This is a genomic window from Stenotrophomonas sp. Steno-C17, from assembly GCF_056393165.1.
The window spans coordinates 1-16,355 of sequence record NZ_JBWJPD010000004.1 but is presented as its reverse complement, the minus strand read 5'-3'; the positions used below and the strand labels follow the sequence as shown (position 1 = coordinate 16,355).

Below are 16,355 nucleotides of genomic sequence, written 5' to 3'. Positions count from 1 at the left end.
GCTCAGCGCACCTTCAACGTGGCCAGGCCGATCAGCACCAGCACCACCGAGATGATCCAGAAGCGCACGATCACGCGCGGCTCGGGCCAGCCCTTCAGTTCGAAGTGGTGGTGGATGGGCGCCATGCGGAACACGCGCTTGCCGGTCAGCTTGAACGAGGCGACCTGGATCATCACCGACAGCGTTTCGATGACGAACACGCCGCCCATGATCACCAGCACCAGCTCCTGGCGGGTGATCACGGCGATCGTGCCCAGCACCGCGCCCAGCGACAGCGCGCCGATATCGCCCATGAAGACCATGGCCGGATAGGTGTTGAACCAGAGGAAGCCCAGGCCCGCGCCAGCAATGGCCGCGCAGATGATGACCAGCTCACCGGCGCCGGGAATCTGCGGAATCTGCAGGTAGTTGGCGAACACCACGTTGCCCGAGGCATAGGCGAACACGCCCAGTGCACAGGCCACCAGCACCGTCGGCATGATCGCCAGGCCGTCCAGGCCGTCGGTCAGGTTCACCGCATTGGAGAAGCCGACGATCCAGAAATAGGCAATGGCCACGAAGCCGATGCCGGCCAGCGGCAGCGCCACCGACTTGAACATCGGGATGTAGAAGGTCAGCGCCGCCGGCACATCGGCGGTCTGGAACAGGAAGATGCCCGCGGCCAGGCCGAAGATCGACTGCAGCAGGTACTTCCAGCGCGACTTCAGACCGTTCGGGTCGCGGCGCACGATCTTGATCCAGTCGTCATACCAGCCGATGGCACCGAAGCACAGCATGACGGCCAGCACCAGCCACACGTAGCGGTTGCGCAGGTCGGCCCACATCAGCACCGACAGGGTGACGGTGAGCAGGATCAGCGAACCGCCCATGGTGGGCGTGCCGGCCTTGGAGAAATGGGTCTGCGGGCCGTCGGTACGGATCGGCTGGCCGCCCTTGAACTGGGCCAGCCGGCGGATCACCGCCGGGCCAAGCCACAGCGACAGGAACAGCGCCGTCAGCGCGGCCAGGATCGCGCGGAAGGTCTGGTAGTTGAACAGCCCGAACAGGCTCTCCAACTGCTGCAACCATCGAGCCAGTTCATACAACATGCGGGGATTCCTCTCCTTGCGCCAGCAGCGCTTTGACGATCAGGTCCATGGCACTGCCACGGGAACCCTTGACCAGGCAGCGCACACCAGCGTGCAACTCGTCCTGCAGCGCCTTCGACAGCGCATCATGGGTGGCGAAATGGCGGCCACCTTCACCGAAGGCAACCGCGGCGGCGGCGCTGAGCGGGCCCAGCGCGTACAGACGCTTCAGACCGGCCGCGCGCGCGCGCAGGCCGGCCTGTGCGTGCAGGGCCTCGGCATCGGGGCCCAGCTCGCGCATGTCACCCAGCACCAGCCAACCCTCTTCCGGCGCAGCGGCCAGGGCATCGATGGCCGCGGCCAGCGAACCGGGGTTGGCGTTGTAGCTGTCATCGACCAGCACCGCACCACTGTGCAGGGTGTGGGCGATCTGGCGGCCCGGTACCGGCTGCGCGGCGGCCAGGCCGGCAGCCACCAGGTCCAGGCCGATGCCTGCACCCAGCGCCAGGCTGGCAGCTGCCAGTGCATTGCTGATGTTGTGGCGGCCCGGCAGACCCAGCACCACGCCCACCTCGCCCTGCGGCGACACCAGGGTGAACTGGCTGCCCTGCGCACCGGCGCGGATATCGCGCGCGGTCACGTCGGCGCTGTGCTCCAGGCCATAGCGCAGCACCCGGCAACGGGCCGGGGTACCGATGAAATGCTGTTCGAACCAGCGGCCGTAGGCATCGTCCACGTTGATCACCGCCACGCCATCGGCCGGCAGCGCCGCGTAGATCGCGCCCTTGGTGACCGCCACGCCGAGCAGGCTGCCCATGCGCTCCAGGTGCGCCGGTGCGATGTTGTTCACCAGCGCGTAGCGCGGGCGGGCGATGTCGGTCAGGTAGGCGATGTCGCCCGGCTTGCCGGCGCCCATCTCGTAGACGGCGTAGTCGGCATCCTCCGGCGCATCGATCACCGCCAGCGGCAGCCCGATCTCGTTGTTGCGGTTGCCGGGGTTGGCATAGACCACCTTGTGGGCGTGCGCGGCCACCTGCTGCAGGATCGACAGCAGCAGGCTCTTCACGCTGGTCTTGCCGTTGCTGCCGGTGATCGCGAACACCTCGGTGCCACGGTCGCGCTGCATGCCTGCAGCGATCTTCGCCAGGGCCAGCTCGCTGTCGGCCACCAGCACCTGCGGCACGTCCAGCGGCAGCAGGCGCTCGACCAGCAGCGCACTGGCGCCGCGCGCGTGCGCATCGGCGGCGAAGTCATGGCCGTCGAAACGCTCGCCGCGCAGGGCCACGTACAGGCTGCCGGCGCCGAGGCTGCGGGTGTCATTGCTGACCGCATCGATGGCCACGTCGTCACCATGGATCTCGCCACCGGCCCAGTGTGCGATCAGCGAAAGCAGGGTGCGCTTCATGCGATGCCCTCCCCTGCCTGCGCGCTGAGAACCCCGGCCTTGGCGGCCAGCGCGGCAGCCGACACTTCGGTGTCATCGAAGTCGTGGCGCACGCCGTTGACTTCCTGGTAGGGCTCGTGGCCCTTGCCGGCGATCAGGATGATGTCGCCCGCGCCGGCGCGCTTCACCGCCAGGCCGATCGCCCGCGCGCGGCTGCGCTGCACGGTCACGGCCGAGGCGTCGGTGAATCCCGCCAGGATATCGGCCACGATCAGGTCGCCGTCTTCGCCGCGCGGGTTGTCGTCGGTGACGATGACCTGGTTGGCCAGGCGCTCGGCGATGGCAGCCATCTGCGGGCGCTTGCCGGTATCGCGCTCGCCACCGCAGCCGAACACGCAGTACAGCGTGCCCTGCAGGTGGCCGTGCAGGCTGTCCAGCGCCTGTTCCAGCGCGTCGGGGGTGTGTGCGTAGTCCACCACCACGGTGGGCAGGCCGTTCTCGCCGCCCAGCCGGTTCATGCGGCCGCGGATCGGCTGCAGCGCCGACAACACCGCCGCAATGCGCTGCAGCGGCTGGCCCAGCGCATGCAGGCTGCCGGCCAAGGCCAGCAGGTTGTCCACGTTGAAGCGGCCCAGCAGCGGCGACTGCACCGCAGCGCGCGCACCGTCGATGACCAGGTCGAAGCCGATGCCACGGCCATCCAGCTGCAGTGCCTCGGCACGCACGTGGGCGCCCTCGGCGCCACGCGAACTCAGGCCGATCGGCTGCACACCGGCGGGCAGGCCGGCGAACAGCTGGCGACCGAACGCATCGTCCAGGTTCACCACCGCGGCCTTCAGGCCAGGGCGATGGAACAGGCGTGCCTTGGCCGCGCCGTAGCTGGCCATGTCACCGTGGTAATCCAGATGGTCGCGGGTGAGGTTGGTGAACACCGCCACGTCGTAGTGCACCGCGTCCACGCGGCCCTGGTCGAGCGCGTGCGAGCTGACTTCCATCGCCACGGCCTGCGCACCATCGGCGCGCAGCTGCGCCAGCAGCGCATGCATCTGCAGCACCAGCGGGGTGGTGAAGCCGGTCGGTTCCACCGCGCCATAAAGACCGGCACCCAGCGTGCCGATACTTCCACTGGGCGTGCCGAGCAGGTGCCAGGCCTGGGCCAGCAGCTGCACGGTGGAGGTTTTGCCGTTGGTACCGGTCACGCCCACCATGGTCATCGCGCGCGACGGCGCGCCATGGAACTGGTCGGCCATCGCGCCCAGGCGGGCGCGCAGACCGGGCACTGCGATGGCATCGGCCGGCGCCGGCAGCTCGGCCGGGGCCGGCGGTTCAAACAGGATGGCACTGGCACCGGCGGCACGGGCCTGTTCCACGAAGCCCAGGCCATGGGCGCCGAAACCGGCGATCGCCACGAAGGCATTGCCGGGGCGCACGGCACGGCTGTCCAGCACCAGGCCGGTCAGAACGGGGTCGTGCCCGGCCAGGGCAACGTCGGGAAGCAACTGCGAAAGCAACATCGAAGGGCTCATTGCGTGCCTCCCGCGGGCGGGGCCGGCACATGGGTCTGCGCGCTGGGCAGCGCGGCGTCGAATTCGGCGGCGGCATCGGCCGGCAGTGCGGTTTCCGCCGGCGGCGCCGGCAGGATCGAGGCCGAGTGCCCCATCTTTCCGGACTGCTGGGCGGCCAGCCAGGACTGCAGGTCATCCAGCGGCACATCCATCAGCCGCAGGGTGCCTTCCATCACGTTGTGGTACACCGGCGCCGACACCAGGCCGCCGTAGAACTTGCCGGCCTGCGGATCGTTGATGACGATGACCGTGGCGAAGCGCGGGCTGGTGGCAGGCACCACGCCGGCGAACAGCGCGTTGTAGTGGCCGCGCTCGTAGCCACCGGGGCCGGCCTTGCGCGCCGTACCGGTCTTGCCGGCCACGTGGTAGCCCAGCACCGCCGCCTGCTTGGCGCCGCCCTGGGTCACCACGGTTTCCATCATGGCCACCACTTCCTTGGCCACCGCCGGATCGATGATCTGCTTGCCTTCGTTGCGCTGGCCCTTGACGAAGGTCGGCGCGATCAGCTTGCCGCCGTTGGCCAGGGCCGAGTAAGCGGTGGCGATCTGCAGCGGGGTGACCGACAGGCCGTAGCCGTAGGACATGGTGGTCTTGGACGTACCCGACCAGCGCGCCGGGCGCAGCACCACGCCGCCCGATTCACCCGGGAAGCCGCTGTGCGGTGCCGAGCCGTAGCCGAAGCTGCGGATCGAATCGTAGAAGGTCTGGTCGGGCAGCTTGGCCGCGACCTTGGCTGCACCCACGTTCGAACTGCGGGTGATCACGCCGGTCACGTTGAGCACGCCGTTGTTGCGCGGCACGTCGCGGATGGTGAAGCGGCCCAGGGTCATGTAACCCGGGTTGGTGTCGATGACGGTGTCCTTGGTCACCACGCCGGCCTGCAGCGCGGTGGCAATGGTCAGCGGCTTCATCGTCGAACCCGGCTCGACCAGGTCGGTCACCGCGCGGTTGCGGCGCGTGTCGGGCACCGCGCCGGTCAGCGAGTTCGGGTTGTAGGTCGGCAGGTTGACCATGGCCAGGATCTCGCCGGTGGCCACGTCCATGATCACCATCGAACCGCCGGCCGCCTTGTTGGCCACCAGCGCGTTGCGCAGTTCCTTGTACGCCAGGTACTGGATGCGGCGATCGATGCTGAGGGTCAGGTCCTTGCCCGGCTCGGCGGCGCGCAGCAGATCGCTTTCCACCGTTTCGCCCTTGCGGTTGCGGATCACCCGCTTGGCACCGGCCTTGCCGCGCAGCCATTCGTCGAAGGCCAGCTCCAGCCCTTCCTGGCCGCGGTCGTCGATGTTGGTGAAGCCCAGCACATGCGCCATCGCCTCACCCTGCGGGTAGAAGCGGCGGAACTCGCGCTGTGCGGCCACGCCGGGAATCTTCAGCGCCACCACCTTCTCTGCTTCGTCCGGATTGATCCGACGGCGCAGGTACATGAATTCCTTGTCCGACTTCTGCGACAGGCGGCTGCTCAGCTCGTCCACCGACATGCCCACGGCCTGGGCCAGTTCGGGAATGCGCTCGGGCGAACGCAGCAGGTCCTGCGGGTTCACCCAGATCGAGGCGACCGGGGTCGACACCGCCAGCGGTTCGCCGTTGCGGTCGGTGATCATGCCGCGCGAGGTCTTGATCGGCAGCTCGCGCAGGTAGCGGGCCTCGCCCTGGCGCTGGTAGAAATCGGCGTTGACGATCTGCACGTAGGCGGCGCGGCCGACCAGCGAGACCGAGCACAGGCCGAGCGCCAGGGCCACCCAGCGCAGGCGCTGGCGCAGGTTGAAGGCGTTGCGCGGGCGGTTGCGGCCGGTCTTGCTCATGGGCGCACCACCACCACGTCGGCGGCTTCAGGGAACTTCATGCCGAGCTTTTCGCGCGCGATGCGGTCCACCCGGTTGGCCTCGGCCAGGGTGGCCTGTTCCAGCTGCAGGCGGCCGAACTCCAGGTTGATGTCATCGCGCGTGCGCTCAGCGCGCGACAGCTCGATGAACGTCTGCCGGTGACGGTGACGCACGAACACGACGCCGATCGCCGAGGCCACGGTGCAGGCCAACAGGATGATCAGCAGCAGCCGGCTCATGCATCGGCCTCCCGCTTCTGCGCCACGCGCAGCACGGCGCTGCGGGCACGCGGGTTGGCGGCCAGTTCTTCGTCGGTGGCCTTGATGGCGCCGCCGATCAGATCCAGGGTCGGCACGAACACCTCGGCTTCGGGCAGGCGGCGGTTGGCCGGCGGCGCCTTGGCCAGGCGGTTCATGTACTGCTTGACGATGCGGTCTTCCAGCGAGTGGAAGCTGATCACCGCCAGACGGCCACCGGGCTTGAGGCGTTCCACGGCCGCATCCAGGCCGGCTTCCAGATCGGCCAGCTCGCGGTTGATGTGGATGCGGATGGCCTGGAAGCTGCGCGTGGCCGGGTGGATCTTGTCTTTTCCACGCGGCATCACCGAGGCGATCAGCTCGGCCAGTTCGGCGGTGCGGGTGAACGGCTGCTTCTCGCGGCGGGCCACGATGGCACGGGCGATGCGGCGGCTCTGCCGCTCTTCGCCGTAGGTCCACAGCACGTCGGCGATCTCGCGATCTTCCACGCGGTTGATCCACTGCGCGGCGCTTTCACCGCTGTCCGGGTCCATGCGCATGTCCAGCGGTCCGTCCTTGCCGAAGCTGAAACCGCGCTCGGCCACGTCCAGCTGCGGCGAAGACACGCCCAGGTCGAACAGCACGCCGTCCAGGCCTTCGGCCGTCTCGTTCCACTGCAGCAGCTGGGCGAAGCTGCCACGGAAGATGGACACGCGCGGGTCCGGCGCGAAATCGCGCTCGGCTACGGCAATGGCTTCCGGATCCTTGTCCATGACCAGCAGGCGCCCCTCGGGACCGAGCTGGGAAAGCACGCCACGTGCATGACCGCCACGACCGAACGTGCCATCCAGATAACGTCCGTTTTCGATCACCCTCAGGCCTTCGATGACCTGGGTGTACAGGACCGGCAGGTGCACCGCCGGCGACTGCGACACCGGAAGGTGACCGGTCTGCGCTTCTGGGCGCATCCGGGCACCCCGGCTCACAACTTCAGGTCGAGAAGCCCATCACCCAGATCCTCGTCAGACAATGTCTGCTGGATCAGGGCCCGATGCGCCTGCTCGCTCCACAATTCAAACTTGTCGCCCATACCGAGCAATACCGCCTTCTTTTCAATGCCCACCGCACCGCGGTGGCTGGCGGGAATGCTGATTCGACCGTTGCCGTCCAGCTCGAGGTGGGCGGCCGAGCCGACCAGCTTCTGCTGCAACAGGCGCACGACGCGCTGGGTGTTGGGTTTGGACATCACATCGTCGCGGACCCGTTCCCATTCCGACTCGGCGTACAGCCACAGGCAGCCGGCTTCGAACGGGTTGTAGGTCAGGACAAGACGGTTGTTGCTGGCACGCGCGACCAGGTCGCGGTAGGCGGTGGGAACCGCCATGCGTCCTTTGTCGTCAACTGTGATGGCCGTCTCGCCCTGGAACACGACGCGTGCACCCTTCCTTCGCCCGGTGAAACATTGAACCACGAAAACCCACAAAACACCCGGATTTCCCTCTGATGCCCACCTTAGCAGCGGGCCAAGGGTTGTCAACAACTTTTCAGCAGGGAAATCGCCTGCCGCATCAATGGCTTGCAGCAATGTTTAGAGAATTGTTCAAGGCTTATCCACAAGTTGCTGATCCGTCTCAATTTTTGAGATTGAACCGAAGTTCAGGGGCGTGTAGACGGCGTGAAACATTGGCCGCGCATTCATCCGGAACGCGCTGAAAGCGGCGACAGACTGCGCAAACCGGGCACAATGACGCCATGTGCCTGCTTGCTCTTGGCTGGCTTCAGCACCCGCACTGGCGGTTGGTGATGGTCGGCAACCGCGATGAGTTCCACGCCCGCCCGACGGCGGCGCTGGCCCCCTGGGAAAACGAACCGGCGATCCTCGGCGGGCGCGACCTGCGCTCGGGTGGTGGCTGGGCCGGGGTGGGTGCGACCGGCCGCATGGCCGTGGTCACCAACGTGCGCGACCCGCTGGCGGCACAGAGCGGCCCCTCGCGCGGCGCGCTGGTGGCCGATTTCCTGCGCGGGCGCGATCCCGCGGGCGCGCACATGGACCGGCTGGCCGCCGTGGCCGGTGCCTACGCGCCGTTCAACCTGCTGCTGGCCGACGGCCAGACCCTGGAGTACCTGGGCAACCACCCCGCCGAACGGCAGACCCTGGAGGCCGGCGTGCATGGCATGTCCAACGGCGCCCTGGACGCCCCGTGGCCGAAGACCCGGCGACTGATGGCCGCGCTCTCGGCGTGGCTGCAAGAAGAAGGGGGCGGATCCCTTTCGCAACGCGAAAGGGCTCTGACCCCACTCTGGAATGCCCTGGCCGACGAACACCGCCCGGCCGACAGCGACCTGCCCGACACCGGCATCGGCCTGGAGCGCGAACGCTGGCTGAGCCCGGCCTTCATCCGCGGTGACGACTACGGCACCCGCGCCAGCACTGTGCTGCTGATCGACCACGACGGGCATGGCCAGATGCACGAGCGCCGCTTCGGCGCGCAGGGCGCGTTCCTCGGCGAAAGCCGCGTCACATTCTAGGTAGAGTCGAGCTTGCTCGACTGCACGCCCGGTAGATCCACGCCATGCGTGGGCGTGCGTGGTAGATCCACGCCATGCGTGAACGTGCCCAGTAGATCCACGCCATGCGTGGATACGCCGCTCGAAAAAGGAGGCGGAGCCGGCCGATAAGCCGGGTTCTGTCGTGGACAGTCATTCCTCTAGGCGTTACGTCACCGCAACGCTCAAGCAACCTACCCGGATCCAACGCGGGCCGCGCCAAAGGATCCCTATTTGGTCTTGCTCCAGGTGGGGTTTGCCGTGCCGGTCTGTTGCCAGACTCGCGGTGCGCTCTTACCGCACCATTTCACCCTTACCGGCCTTCCGAAGAAGACGTAGGCGGTATCTTTCTGTTGCACTTTCCGTCGGCTTGCGCCGCCCAGGCGTTACCTGGCACCTTGCCCTATGGAGCCCGGACTTTCCTCGGCACCCCCGAAGGGATGACGCGACTGTCTGGCCGACTCCGCCAGCGCACATTCTAGCTTACGCGCGGCCTTCCTGCCGGGTTGATCGCGGCATGCGGCGCTTTATTCCATGCGTGGCGTGGATCTACCGGCCCTTCTCCTGCGCCATCACCGCCGCCCGCGACTCCAGCTCCACCACCACTGTCAGTTCGCGCACCTGTGGCTGCGAGCCGTTCCACTCCGTACGTCGCACGCGCACGTCCACACGGTCGCCCGGCGCATGGGATTTCAACGCCTGGCCGACACCGAACACGGTTTTCACCCGGGTCCCTGCCACCGCCAACACTTCATCGCCCATGCGCAGGCCCGCCCGGCGGGCCGGGCCTGGGCCAGGCTCGGACTCGATCAAGGCCGGCCCACCCATCTGAACGCCGAGGACAGGACGCAGCGCATCGCTGCGCGTCTCCCCTTCCCCGGCCTTCTCGCGCGCCAGCTCGGCGGCGCCCAGCAGGGCATCGTCCAGCGCCGCATCGAAATAGGGCGCGTTGTCCACGAACCCGGCACATTCCCATGGCGTACGCTCAGGCACCCGCGTGCGCGCCGCGCGCAGGGCCTGCTGCAGCTCGCGCCACTGCGCCGCACTGACATGGCGCTGCTGGCTATCCACCAACTGCTGGTAGGCCGCCTCGATCTGTACGCGGTTGCCGGCGTCGCCCTGCAGACACGCGTCGTAGTTCTCCAGCGCGTCGCGTGCCATACGGTAGGTCAGGTACCTGCCGTAATGGCCGGCCGACTGCAGCCGCTTGAATTCCACCAGCCCCGGATCGAACAGCGCGTAGCCGACATACTCCGGGCCGAGGTCCGCTTCGCTCATGGGCTCGCTTGTGCCGGCCACGGCCAGCAGCAGGGGCAGTGCAATTGCCAACATCCTCATTCCTCCTTGAAGGGGACGGGCCGGAGCCCCTTCGGGGATCCGACCCGGTTTGCAGCCCTGGCGGCCTGCCCCCGGAACCCCGCATCTTAGCGCCGTTCCATAATGTCGGTATTTGTTCACTTATCACCTGCACTATGGAACACTCCGCGCATGACGGACCCGCTTGCCCTTGCAAAGGCCTTGATCCAGCGAACGGGCGCGGCACGCTCGCGCGATCTGGTGCGCGCTGGGGTTGCCCGCGCGCAGCTGTCACGTCTGGTCGCTGCTGGCGACCTGCAGCGACTGTCCCGAGGCGTCTACGTCCTGCCGGACCAGGATCCGGTGGACGAGCAAGACGGGCTGCAGGTTGTCGCAGCGCGCTCGGCTTCGCCGCGGTTGTGCCTGCTGAGCGCCTTGCGCCAGCACGGCCTGACCACCCAGAACCCGTTCGAGGTCTGGATTGCCATTGGCAACAAGGATCGTGCTCCCCGTATCGACTGGCCGCCGCTACGTGTTGTCCGCATGTCGGAAAAGACACTGGAGGCGGGGCTGGAGCCCCTACCGGCCGGACCGCGGTCGATGCGCACGACGTGCGTGGCCAAAACCGTTGCCGACTGCTTCAAGTACCGGAATCTGGTGGGGATGGACGTTGCCATCGAAGCGCTGCGGGACGCGCTGCGCGAGGGCGCGACCACCGCCGATGAGCTGTGGTTGTATGCACGCCGGTGCCGCGTTGCCAGACTGATGCGTCCGTACCTTGAAGCACTGGCATGACCTCCACGCCCTCGTCAGACCGCATCCGCTCCCTACGGCAGCGGCTGCGTGACCGCGCCCGCGAGCGCGACGAAGAGTTCCAGTTCGTCCTTGATCGCTTCGCGGTAGAGCGCCTGCTGTACCGGTTGTCGATGTCCCGCTACCAGCAGCAGTTCCTGCTGAAGGGCGCGATGCTCTTTGCGATCTGGTTCGACGCACCCCATCGACCGACCCGCGACGCCGACTTCCTGGGGCATGGAGCGGCTGACCCGCAGCAGCTCATGCGGATCGTGCACGATCTATGTGCGATCGAGCTGGACGATGGCTTGCAGTTCGACACGGCCTCGGTGGCTATCGACGCGATACGCGAAGGCTCCCACTACCAGGGATTGCGCATGGTCCAGAAGCAGGCACAGTGGAGAGCCTTCCTGCGCCGGAATCGCCTGCAGGCACCGCCCCTGGACGTTGTCATAGCTGAAATCAGCGCCTTCGTCCTCGCGTTGCGCATGCAGGGACGCCCCGGCGCGTGAGGTCGGAGCCCCTGCTGGGATCGGAGATCCTTCATTCCCGCCGCGCTACGCGCTCGCCGGGCATGGCCCGGCGCTACCGGCCGTACAATGCCTTGCGCGGGGCGCCGGTCAGCTCGGCGGCCAGCTTGGCGGCGGTGGACGGCGGCAGGTGCTCGCTCAGCTTGGCGTAGACCCGGCGCCCCTCGGCCAGCTTGGCTTCTTCATCATCGCCGGCGCCCTGCACCATCACCACGAACTCGCCCTTGCGCTGGTTGTCGTCGGCTTCCACCCGCGCCAGCAGGCTGGCCAGATCGCCATCGAGCACGGTTTCGAAAAGCTTGGTCAGTTCGCGCGCCAGCACTGCCGGGCGCTCGCCGCCGAAGATCGCGGCCATGTCGGCCAGCGATTCGGCGATGCGGTGCGAGGATTCATAGAACACCATCGTGCGCACTTCACCGGCCAGCGCCTGCAGGCGGTCGCGGCGGCCGCTGGCCTTGGCCGGCAGGAAGCCTTCGAAACTGAAGCGGTCGCTGGGCAGGCCGGCCACGCTCAGCGCGGCAATGGCGGCGCAGGCGCCCGGAATGGGGCTGACCTTGATGCCGGCCGCACGGGCCGCGCGCACCAGGCGGAAGCCGGGGTCGCTGACCAGCGGGGTGCCGGCATCGCTGACCAGTGCCAGCGATTCACCGGCCTGCAGCCGCGACACCAGGCGCTGCGCCAGGGCCTCTTCATTGTGTTCATGCAGGGCCACCAGCGGCTGCTGGATGCCGAAATGGGACAGCAGCTGGCCGCTGCGGCGGGTGTCTTCGGCACAGATGGCCGCCACCGAGCGCAGCACCTCCTGCGCGCGCGGGCTCAGATCGGCCAGGTTGCCGATCGGCGTGGCGACGACGTACAGGGTTGGCACACTCATTTCAGCGGTACTCACGGGGCAAGGGTAGAATCGTAGCGTGTACCTGGCCAAGGCCGCTGCCCTCATCGCATGGACCCGATCATGAACAAGCCCGCCGCACGGATCTCCGCCCTGTCGCTCTCGCTGATGCTGCTGGCCGGTTGTGCCACCACCAGCCTGACCAGCGCCCCTGAATCGCCGGCCCAGAGCCAGGCGCTGGCGCTGATTGAACAGGGCAAGCCGCGCGACGCCGCCCTGCAGCTGGAAGCGCAGGCCGCGACCCTGCGCGGCACCGCCCGCAGCAACACCCTGGCCGACGCGGCCTGGGCCTGGCACCTGGCCGGTGACAGCGCCCGCGCGCGCAGCCTGCTGGGCCAGCTGACCGCCCGCCAGCTGAGCGGTGCCAGCCTGCAGCGCTTCCAGCTGACCAGCGCCGAGCTGGCACTGGCCGACAAGCAGCCGGCGCAGGCCCTGGCCCTGCTGAAGGAGCACGGCGACAGCGTGCACCCCAGCCTGCGCACCCGTTGGTACCTGGCCCGCGCCAGCGCCCTGCAGGCCAGCGGTGACAGCTTCGCCGCCGCCACCGAGCGTGCCCGCGCCCATGCCGGGCTGACCGGCACCGCCCGCAACGAGAACCAGGCCGCGATCGCCGGTCTGCTGGGCACGCTCGACGATGCCACCCTGCGCAGCCGCGCCGCCGCGCTGCCGGCCAACGACCCGCTGTACAACTTCGCCGGCCGCGCCCTGATTGCGCGCGGCCTGCCGCTGCCGCGCCCGTTCGACCGCGACGGCGCAGCCCAGTTCGACACCAGCAAGCGCCCGCCGGCCATGAGCGATGGCTACCGTCCGCCGGCGAAGATGGCCGTGCTGCTGCCGCTCAGTGGCCGCCTCGCCACCGCTGCGCAGCCGGTGCGTGATGGCCTGCTGGCCGCGTACTACGGCGAAAGCCGGCGCCGCCCGGAAATCAACTTCTTCGATACCGCCGGCACCCCGGCCGGCGCCCTGGCCGCCTATGACAAGGCGGTCGCCTCGGGCGTCGACTTCGTGGTTGGCCCGCTGGGTCGCGACGAGGTGGACGCGGTGTACGGCCGCGCGCAGCTGCCAGTGCCGGTGCTGGGCCTGAACCGCGGCAAGGACGCGCCGCCGGCCGGCAGCGCCGGGTTCTCGCTGGCGCCGGAAGACGATGGCATCGTCGCCGCCGAATACCTGCGTGGCCGCGAGCGCAGCAAGGCGCTGGTGATCAACAGCAGTGACGACACCGGCCGCCGCGCCGCCGCCGCCTTCGCGCAGCGCTTCGCCCAGCGCGGTGGCACGGTTGCCGCCACCGTCAGCATCAGCGACGCAGTGGGTGATGTGGGCGCACAGGTCCGCAATGCGGGCCAGGTCGATGCCGTGTTCCTGGCCGTGCGTGCGCCGCAGGCCCGCCTGCTGGCCCCGCAGCTGGCCCTGGCCGGTGCCGGTGGCGCCACCCGCGTGGGCACCTCGCAGCTGACCACCGGCAGCGGCAAGGTGGAGGAAGACGTGGCGCTGGACGGCATCATCTACCCGAACGAAGCCTGGAACGTGCGCAGCGTGTCCGGCCTGCCGTCGGCCGCGCAGGTGGCGCAGACGCTGCCCAGCGCGCGCGGTGCGGCCAGCCGCCTGTTCGCCTTCGGCGCCGATGCCTGGAAAATCAGCGCCTACCTGGAAAAGCTGTCCAACGAAGGCGGCCTGGATGGCGCCACCGGCACGCTGTACCTGGACAGCAATGGCAACATCCTGCGCCAGCCGGCGTGGTCCACCTTCAGCGGTGGCCGCCCGATGCCGATCGCCGGTGGTCGCTGAGCACCTGCAACGGGGCTCGGCGGTGGAAGCCGCCGCCGAGCAGCACCTGCAACAGGCCGGTTTATTGCCGCGCGCACGCAACGTGCGTTATCGCGGCGGTGAACTGGACCTGGTGATGGAGGACGCCGGCACCGTGGTGTTCGTGGAAGTGCGCTACCGCGCGCGTTCGGACTTCGGTGGCGGTGCCGCTTCCATCGATGCGCGCAAATGCCGACGCCTGGCCCATGCCGCGCAGCTCTACCTGCAGGACCACCCTGCCCTGGCCAATGCGCCCTGCCGTTTCGATGTAGTGGAAGCCACGGGCGAGCCGCCGCAACTGCGGTGGCTGCGCGACGCCTTCCGGTTGGATGATTGCTGATGGGTACCGTTTGCTTTGGTAGTGGCCGACCTTGGTCGGCGCTTCTGTGCCAACCAAGGTTGGCACCTACCAGAGCGCAGCCTGGCCGACACTACGATGGTGCGTGACTGATGCCTTCGATCATTACCCATGCCGCGGTGCCGCTGGCATTGTGGTGCGCCGCCGATCGCGGCCGCATTCCACCGTGGCTGCTGGCCGCCGGCGTGGTCGCGGCAATGCTGCCCGACGCCGATGTGCTGGCGTTCGCCCTGCACATTCCCTATGCCAATGCGTTCGGCCATCGCGGGGCCAGCCATTCGCTGTTGTTTGCCGGGGTATTGGCGGTGTTGGCAGCGTTGTGGTGCCTCCTGTGCCAACCAAGGTTGGCACCTACCCAGCGGGGGCCAACGTTGGTATCCACCGTGCAGGCGATAGCGTTCGTCTTCGTCTGCGCGGCCAGCCATCCCCTGCTCGACGCGATGACTTCCGGCGGCCTGGGTGTTGCCCTGGCCTGGCCGTGGAGCGAACACCGCTTCTTCGCGCCGTGGCGGCCGATCCGCGTATCGCCCTTCGCCCCGCAGTTCTTCAGCGCACGTGGCCTGGCCACGCTGCTGTCGGAACTGCGCTGGGTATGGCTGCCGCTGGCCGGTGCGGTTATCGCCTGGAAACTGATCCAACCTGCCCCTGCTGTCCCGCGAGAACCGTCATGAGTACTGCCCTGCCCACCGCCCTGGTTGCCGAACTGTCCGCCCTGCTGGGCACGGAGGGCTGGCGCATGGATGACAACGCGCTGGAGGCAAACGCGCAGGACAACTCGTGGCGCCACCAGCGCCCTGCCGCCGTCGCGCTGCCCGCCAATGTTGAACAGGTACAGGCACTGGTGCGCGTGTGCCGTGCACATCACGTGGCACTGGTCGCGCGCGGCGCGGGCACTGGCACCACCGGTGCGGCCGTGCCGCTGCCGGGCAGCATCGTACTGTCGTTCACCCGCATGGACCGCATCGTCGAGATCCGTGCCGGCGACCGCTGCGCCGTGGTGCAGCCGGGAGTGCTCAATGGCACCCTGCAGCAGGCACTGGCGCCGCATGGCCTGTTCTGGGCGCCCGATCCTTCCAGCGCGGAGATCTGCAGCGTGGGCGGCAACCTGGCCTGTAATGCCGGCGGCCCGCGCGCGGTGAAGTACGGCACCAGCCGCGACAACGTGCTGGGACTGGTCGCCGTAACCGGCAGCGGCGAGGTGATCCGCTGCGGTGGCGCCTATACCAAGGATTCCACCGGCTACGACCTCACCCACCTGCTGGTCGGCAGCGAAGGCACGCTGGCGCTGATCGTGGAAGCCACCCTGAAGCTGACCCCGCTGCCGGTCAGCCAGGCCGGACTGCGCGTGCTGTATCGCGATGCTGATGCTGCGGCCGCTGCGGTGTCGCGGCTGATGTCGCAGCCGGTAGTGCCCACGCGCCTGGAATTCATGGATGCACGCAGCCTGGAGCTGCTGCGCTTGAATGGTGCGGAGGTACCGGAAGCCGGCGCGATGCTGCTGGTGGAAGCCGATGGCGACCACGACACCCTGCCCTACCTGCTGCAGGCGCTGGCCAGCGCTGCTGAAGGCGACGGCATGATCGAACTGGACGTGGCGATGGAAGGCCGCGCGCGCGATCAACTGTGGGCCGCACGCAAGGCGTTGTCGCCCGCGCTGCGCACCGTAGCGCCCGGCAAGATCAATGAAGACGTGGTGGTGCCGGTGTCGCGCATTCCGGACCTGGTGGCCGGGGTGCAGGCGCTGGCGCGCGAGTACACGCTGACCATCGTCACCTTTGGCCATGCCGGCAACGGCAACCTGCACGTCAACATCCTCTATCACCCCGATGACGCCGACGAGAACGCACGCGCGCATGCCGCGCTGCCGAAGATCTTCGAACTGACACTGTCGCTGGGCGGCACCTTGTCGGGTGAACATGGCATTGGACTGGCCAAGCGTGACTTCATGGCGCAGGCGTTCAGCCCGGCCACGCTGGCGACGATGCGCGCGATCAAGGCTGCGTTGGATCCCGATGGGATTCTCAACCCGGGCAAGGTATTGCCGCCGGAGTAATGTGCG

Annotated in this window: 16 protein-coding genes and 1 other RNA gene; 7 read left to right on the top strand and 10 right to left on the bottom strand. The window is 68.3% G+C overall.

Features of this window, described 5'->3' with window-relative positions; translation table 11 throughout:
• Positions 1 to 2 precede the first annotated feature (2 nt).
• From mraY to mraZ, 7 genes are read right to left on the bottom strand one after another with little or no spacing between them, the layout of a single operon-like run.
• Complete coding sequence (mraY, locus tag AC06FA_RS04805) at positions 3 to 1,088, bottom strand: phospho-N-acetylmuramoyl-pentapeptide-transferase (RefSeq protein WP_108752178.1); 1,086 nt, start codon at positions 1,086 to 1,088, stop codon at positions 3 to 5.
• Positions 1,078 to 2,472: a UDP-N-acetylmuramoyl-tripeptide--D-alanyl-D-alanine ligase gene (locus AC06FA_RS04800; protein WP_478067351.1), complete on the bottom strand. Its 1,395-nt coding sequence runs from the start codon at positions 2,470 to 2,472 to the stop codon at positions 1,078 to 1,080. Before AC06FA_RS04800 ends, mraY begins: the two co-directional genes overlap by 11 nt.
• Positions 2,469 to 3,977 carry a UDP-N-acetylmuramoyl-L-alanyl-D-glutamate--2,6-diaminopimelate ligase gene (locus tag AC06FA_RS04795; RefSeq protein ID WP_478067350.1) on the bottom strand — a complete coding sequence of 503 codons (1,509 nt, stop codon included), beginning with the start codon at positions 3,975 to 3,977 and terminating at the stop codon, positions 2,469 to 2,471. The genes AC06FA_RS04800 and AC06FA_RS04795 overlap by 4 nt, the downstream gene beginning before the upstream one ends.
• Positions 3,974 to 5,821, bottom strand: coding sequence for a peptidoglycan D,D-transpeptidase FtsI family protein (locus tag AC06FA_RS04790; RefSeq protein ID WP_478067349.1), 1,848 nt, complete (start codon positions 5,819 to 5,821; stop codon positions 3,974 to 3,976). The genes AC06FA_RS04795 and AC06FA_RS04790 overlap by 4 nt, the downstream gene beginning before the upstream one ends.
• Positions 5,818 to 6,081: a cell division protein FtsL gene (gene ftsL / locus AC06FA_RS04785; protein ID WP_108748523.1), complete on the bottom strand. Its 264-nt coding sequence runs from the start codon at positions 6,079 to 6,081 to the stop codon at positions 5,818 to 5,820. The genes AC06FA_RS04790 and ftsL overlap by 4 nt, the downstream gene beginning before the upstream one ends.
• On the bottom strand, positions 6,078 to 7,046 hold the full coding sequence (rsmH, locus tag AC06FA_RS04780) for a 16S rRNA (cytosine(1402)-N(4))-methyltransferase RsmH (protein WP_478067348.1): 969 nt from the start codon (positions 7,044 to 7,046) through the stop codon (positions 6,078 to 6,080). Before rsmH ends, ftsL begins: the two co-directional genes overlap by 4 nt.
• Before the next feature lie 14 nt (positions 7,047 to 7,060).
• Positions 7,061 to 7,507, bottom strand: coding sequence for a division/cell wall cluster transcriptional repressor MraZ (gene mraZ / locus AC06FA_RS04775; RefSeq protein ID WP_004143635.1), 447 nt, complete (start codon positions 7,505 to 7,507; stop codon positions 7,061 to 7,063).
• A 323-nt stretch (positions 7,508 to 7,830) separates the two neighbouring features.
• On the opposite strand from mraZ, the gene AC06FA_RS04770 reads away from it, so the two are divergent.
• Positions 7,831 to 8,607 carry an NRDE family protein gene (locus AC06FA_RS04770; protein ID WP_478067347.1) on the top strand — a complete coding sequence of 259 codons (777 nt, stop codon included), beginning with the start codon at positions 7,831 to 7,833 and terminating at the stop codon, positions 8,605 to 8,607.
• A gap of 131 nt (positions 8,608 to 8,738) precedes the next feature.
• On the opposite strand, the gene rnpB is transcribed toward AC06FA_RS04770, so the two are convergent.
• An RNA gene (rnpB, locus tag AC06FA_RS04765) (RNase P RNA component class A) lies at positions 8,739 to 9,090 on the bottom strand.
• Between the two features lie 84 nt (positions 9,091 to 9,174).
• Positions 9,175 to 9,957 (bottom strand): PDZ domain-containing protein, encoded by a 783-nt coding sequence (locus tag AC06FA_RS04760; RefSeq protein ID WP_478067346.1) that lies wholly within the window; start codon positions 9,955 to 9,957, stop codon positions 9,175 to 9,177.
• A 156-nt stretch (positions 9,958 to 10,113) separates the two neighbouring features.
• On the opposite strand from AC06FA_RS04760, the gene AC06FA_RS04755 reads away from it, so the two are divergent.
• Together AC06FA_RS04755 and AC06FA_RS04750 are read left to right on the top strand one after the other, a co-directional pair.
• Positions 10,114 to 10,716, top strand: coding sequence for a type IV toxin-antitoxin system AbiEi family antitoxin domain-containing protein (locus tag AC06FA_RS04755; protein ID WP_478067345.1), 603 nt, complete (start codon positions 10,114 to 10,116; stop codon positions 10,714 to 10,716).
• Complete coding sequence (locus tag AC06FA_RS04750) at positions 10,713 to 11,225, top strand: nucleotidyl transferase AbiEii/AbiGii toxin family protein (protein WP_478067344.1); 513 nt, start codon at positions 10,713 to 10,715, stop codon at positions 11,223 to 11,225. Before AC06FA_RS04755 ends, AC06FA_RS04750 begins: the two co-directional genes overlap by 4 nt.
• Before the next feature lie 73 nt (positions 11,226 to 11,298).
• Here AC06FA_RS04750 and rsmI read toward each other — a convergent pair whose 3' ends face one another.
• Positions 11,299 to 12,117, bottom strand: coding sequence for a 16S rRNA (cytidine(1402)-2'-O)-methyltransferase (gene rsmI, locus AC06FA_RS04745; RefSeq protein WP_478067343.1), 819 nt, complete (start codon positions 12,115 to 12,117; stop codon positions 11,299 to 11,301).
• A gap of 81 nt (positions 12,118 to 12,198) precedes the next feature.
• On the opposite strand from rsmI, the gene AC06FA_RS04740 reads away from it, so the two are divergent.
• From AC06FA_RS04740 to AC06FA_RS04725, 4 genes are all read left to right on the top strand, one after another.
• Positions 12,199 to 13,920, top strand: a complete 1,722-nt coding sequence (locus AC06FA_RS04740) for a penicillin-binding protein activator (protein WP_478067342.1) — start codon at positions 12,199 to 12,201, stop codon at positions 13,918 to 13,920.
• The gene (locus AC06FA_RS04735) at positions 13,910 to 14,278 is read left to right on the top strand and encodes a YraN family protein (RefSeq protein ID WP_478067341.1); all 369 of its coding nucleotides are present in this window, start codon (positions 13,910 to 13,912) and stop codon (positions 14,276 to 14,278) included. The genes AC06FA_RS04740 and AC06FA_RS04735 overlap by 11 nt, the downstream gene beginning before the upstream one ends.
• Positions 14,279 to 14,388: 110 nt before the next feature.
• The gene (locus AC06FA_RS04730) at positions 14,389 to 14,967 is read left to right on the top strand and encodes a metal-dependent hydrolase (protein ID WP_478067340.1); all 579 of its coding nucleotides are present in this window, start codon (positions 14,389 to 14,391) and stop codon (positions 14,965 to 14,967) included.
• Positions 14,964 to 16,349: an FAD-binding oxidoreductase gene (locus AC06FA_RS04725; RefSeq protein ID WP_478067339.1), complete on the top strand. Its 1,386-nt coding sequence runs from the start codon at positions 14,964 to 14,966 to the stop codon at positions 16,347 to 16,349. The genes AC06FA_RS04730 and AC06FA_RS04725 overlap by 4 nt, the downstream gene beginning before the upstream one ends.
• Positions 16,350 to 16,355 lie beyond the last annotated feature (6 nt).

What these genes read in the sequence shown, in the direction of transcription:
- mraY (WP_108752178.1), bottom strand. Translation starts at nt 1,088, where the DNA reads ATGTTGTATGAACTGGCTCGATGGTTGCAGCAGTTGGAGAGCCTGTTC.
- AC06FA_RS04800 (WP_478067351.1), bottom strand. Translation starts at nt 2,472, where the DNA reads ATGAAGCGCACCCTGCTTTCGCTGATCGCACACTGGGCCGGTGGCGAG.
- AC06FA_RS04795 (WP_478067350.1), bottom strand. Translation starts at nt 3,977, where the DNA reads ATGAGCCCTTCGATGTTGCTTTCGCAGTTGCTTCCCGACGTTGCCCTG.
- AC06FA_RS04790 (WP_478067349.1), bottom strand. Translation starts at nt 5,821, where the DNA reads ATGAGCAAGACCGGCCGCAACCGCCCGCGCAACGCCTTCAACCTGCGC.
- ftsL (WP_108748523.1), bottom strand. Translation starts at nt 6,081, where the DNA reads ATGAGCCGGCTGCTGCTGATCATCCTGTTGGCCTGCACCGTGGCCTCG.
- rsmH (WP_478067348.1), bottom strand. Translation starts at nt 7,046, where the DNA reads ATGCGCCCAGAAGCGCAGACCGGTCACCTTCCGGTGTCGCAGTCGCCG.
- AC06FA_RS04770 (WP_478067347.1), top strand. Translation starts at nt 7,831, where the DNA reads ATGTGCCTGCTTGCTCTTGGCTGGCTTCAGCACCCGCACTGGCGGTTG.
- AC06FA_RS04760 (WP_478067346.1), bottom strand. Translation starts at nt 9,957, where the DNA reads ATGTTGGCAATTGCACTGCCCCTGCTGCTGGCCGTGGCCGGCACAAGC.
- AC06FA_RS04755 (WP_478067345.1), top strand. Translation starts at nt 10,114, where the DNA reads ATGACGGACCCGCTTGCCCTTGCAAAGGCCTTGATCCAGCGAACGGGC.
- AC06FA_RS04750 (WP_478067344.1), top strand. Translation starts at nt 10,713, where the DNA reads ATGACCTCCACGCCCTCGTCAGACCGCATCCGCTCCCTACGGCAGCGG.
- rsmI (WP_478067343.1), bottom strand. Translation starts at nt 12,117, where the DNA reads ATGAGTGTGCCAACCCTGTACGTCGTCGCCACGCCGATCGGCAACCTG.
- AC06FA_RS04740 (WP_478067342.1), top strand. Translation starts at nt 12,199, where the DNA reads ATGAACAAGCCCGCCGCACGGATCTCCGCCCTGTCGCTCTCGCTGATG.
- AC06FA_RS04730 (WP_478067340.1), top strand. Translation starts at nt 14,389, where the DNA reads ATGCCTTCGATCATTACCCATGCCGCGGTGCCGCTGGCATTGTGGTGC.
- AC06FA_RS04725 (WP_478067339.1), top strand. Translation starts at nt 14,964, where the DNA reads ATGAGTACTGCCCTGCCCACCGCCCTGGTTGCCGAACTGTCCGCCCTG.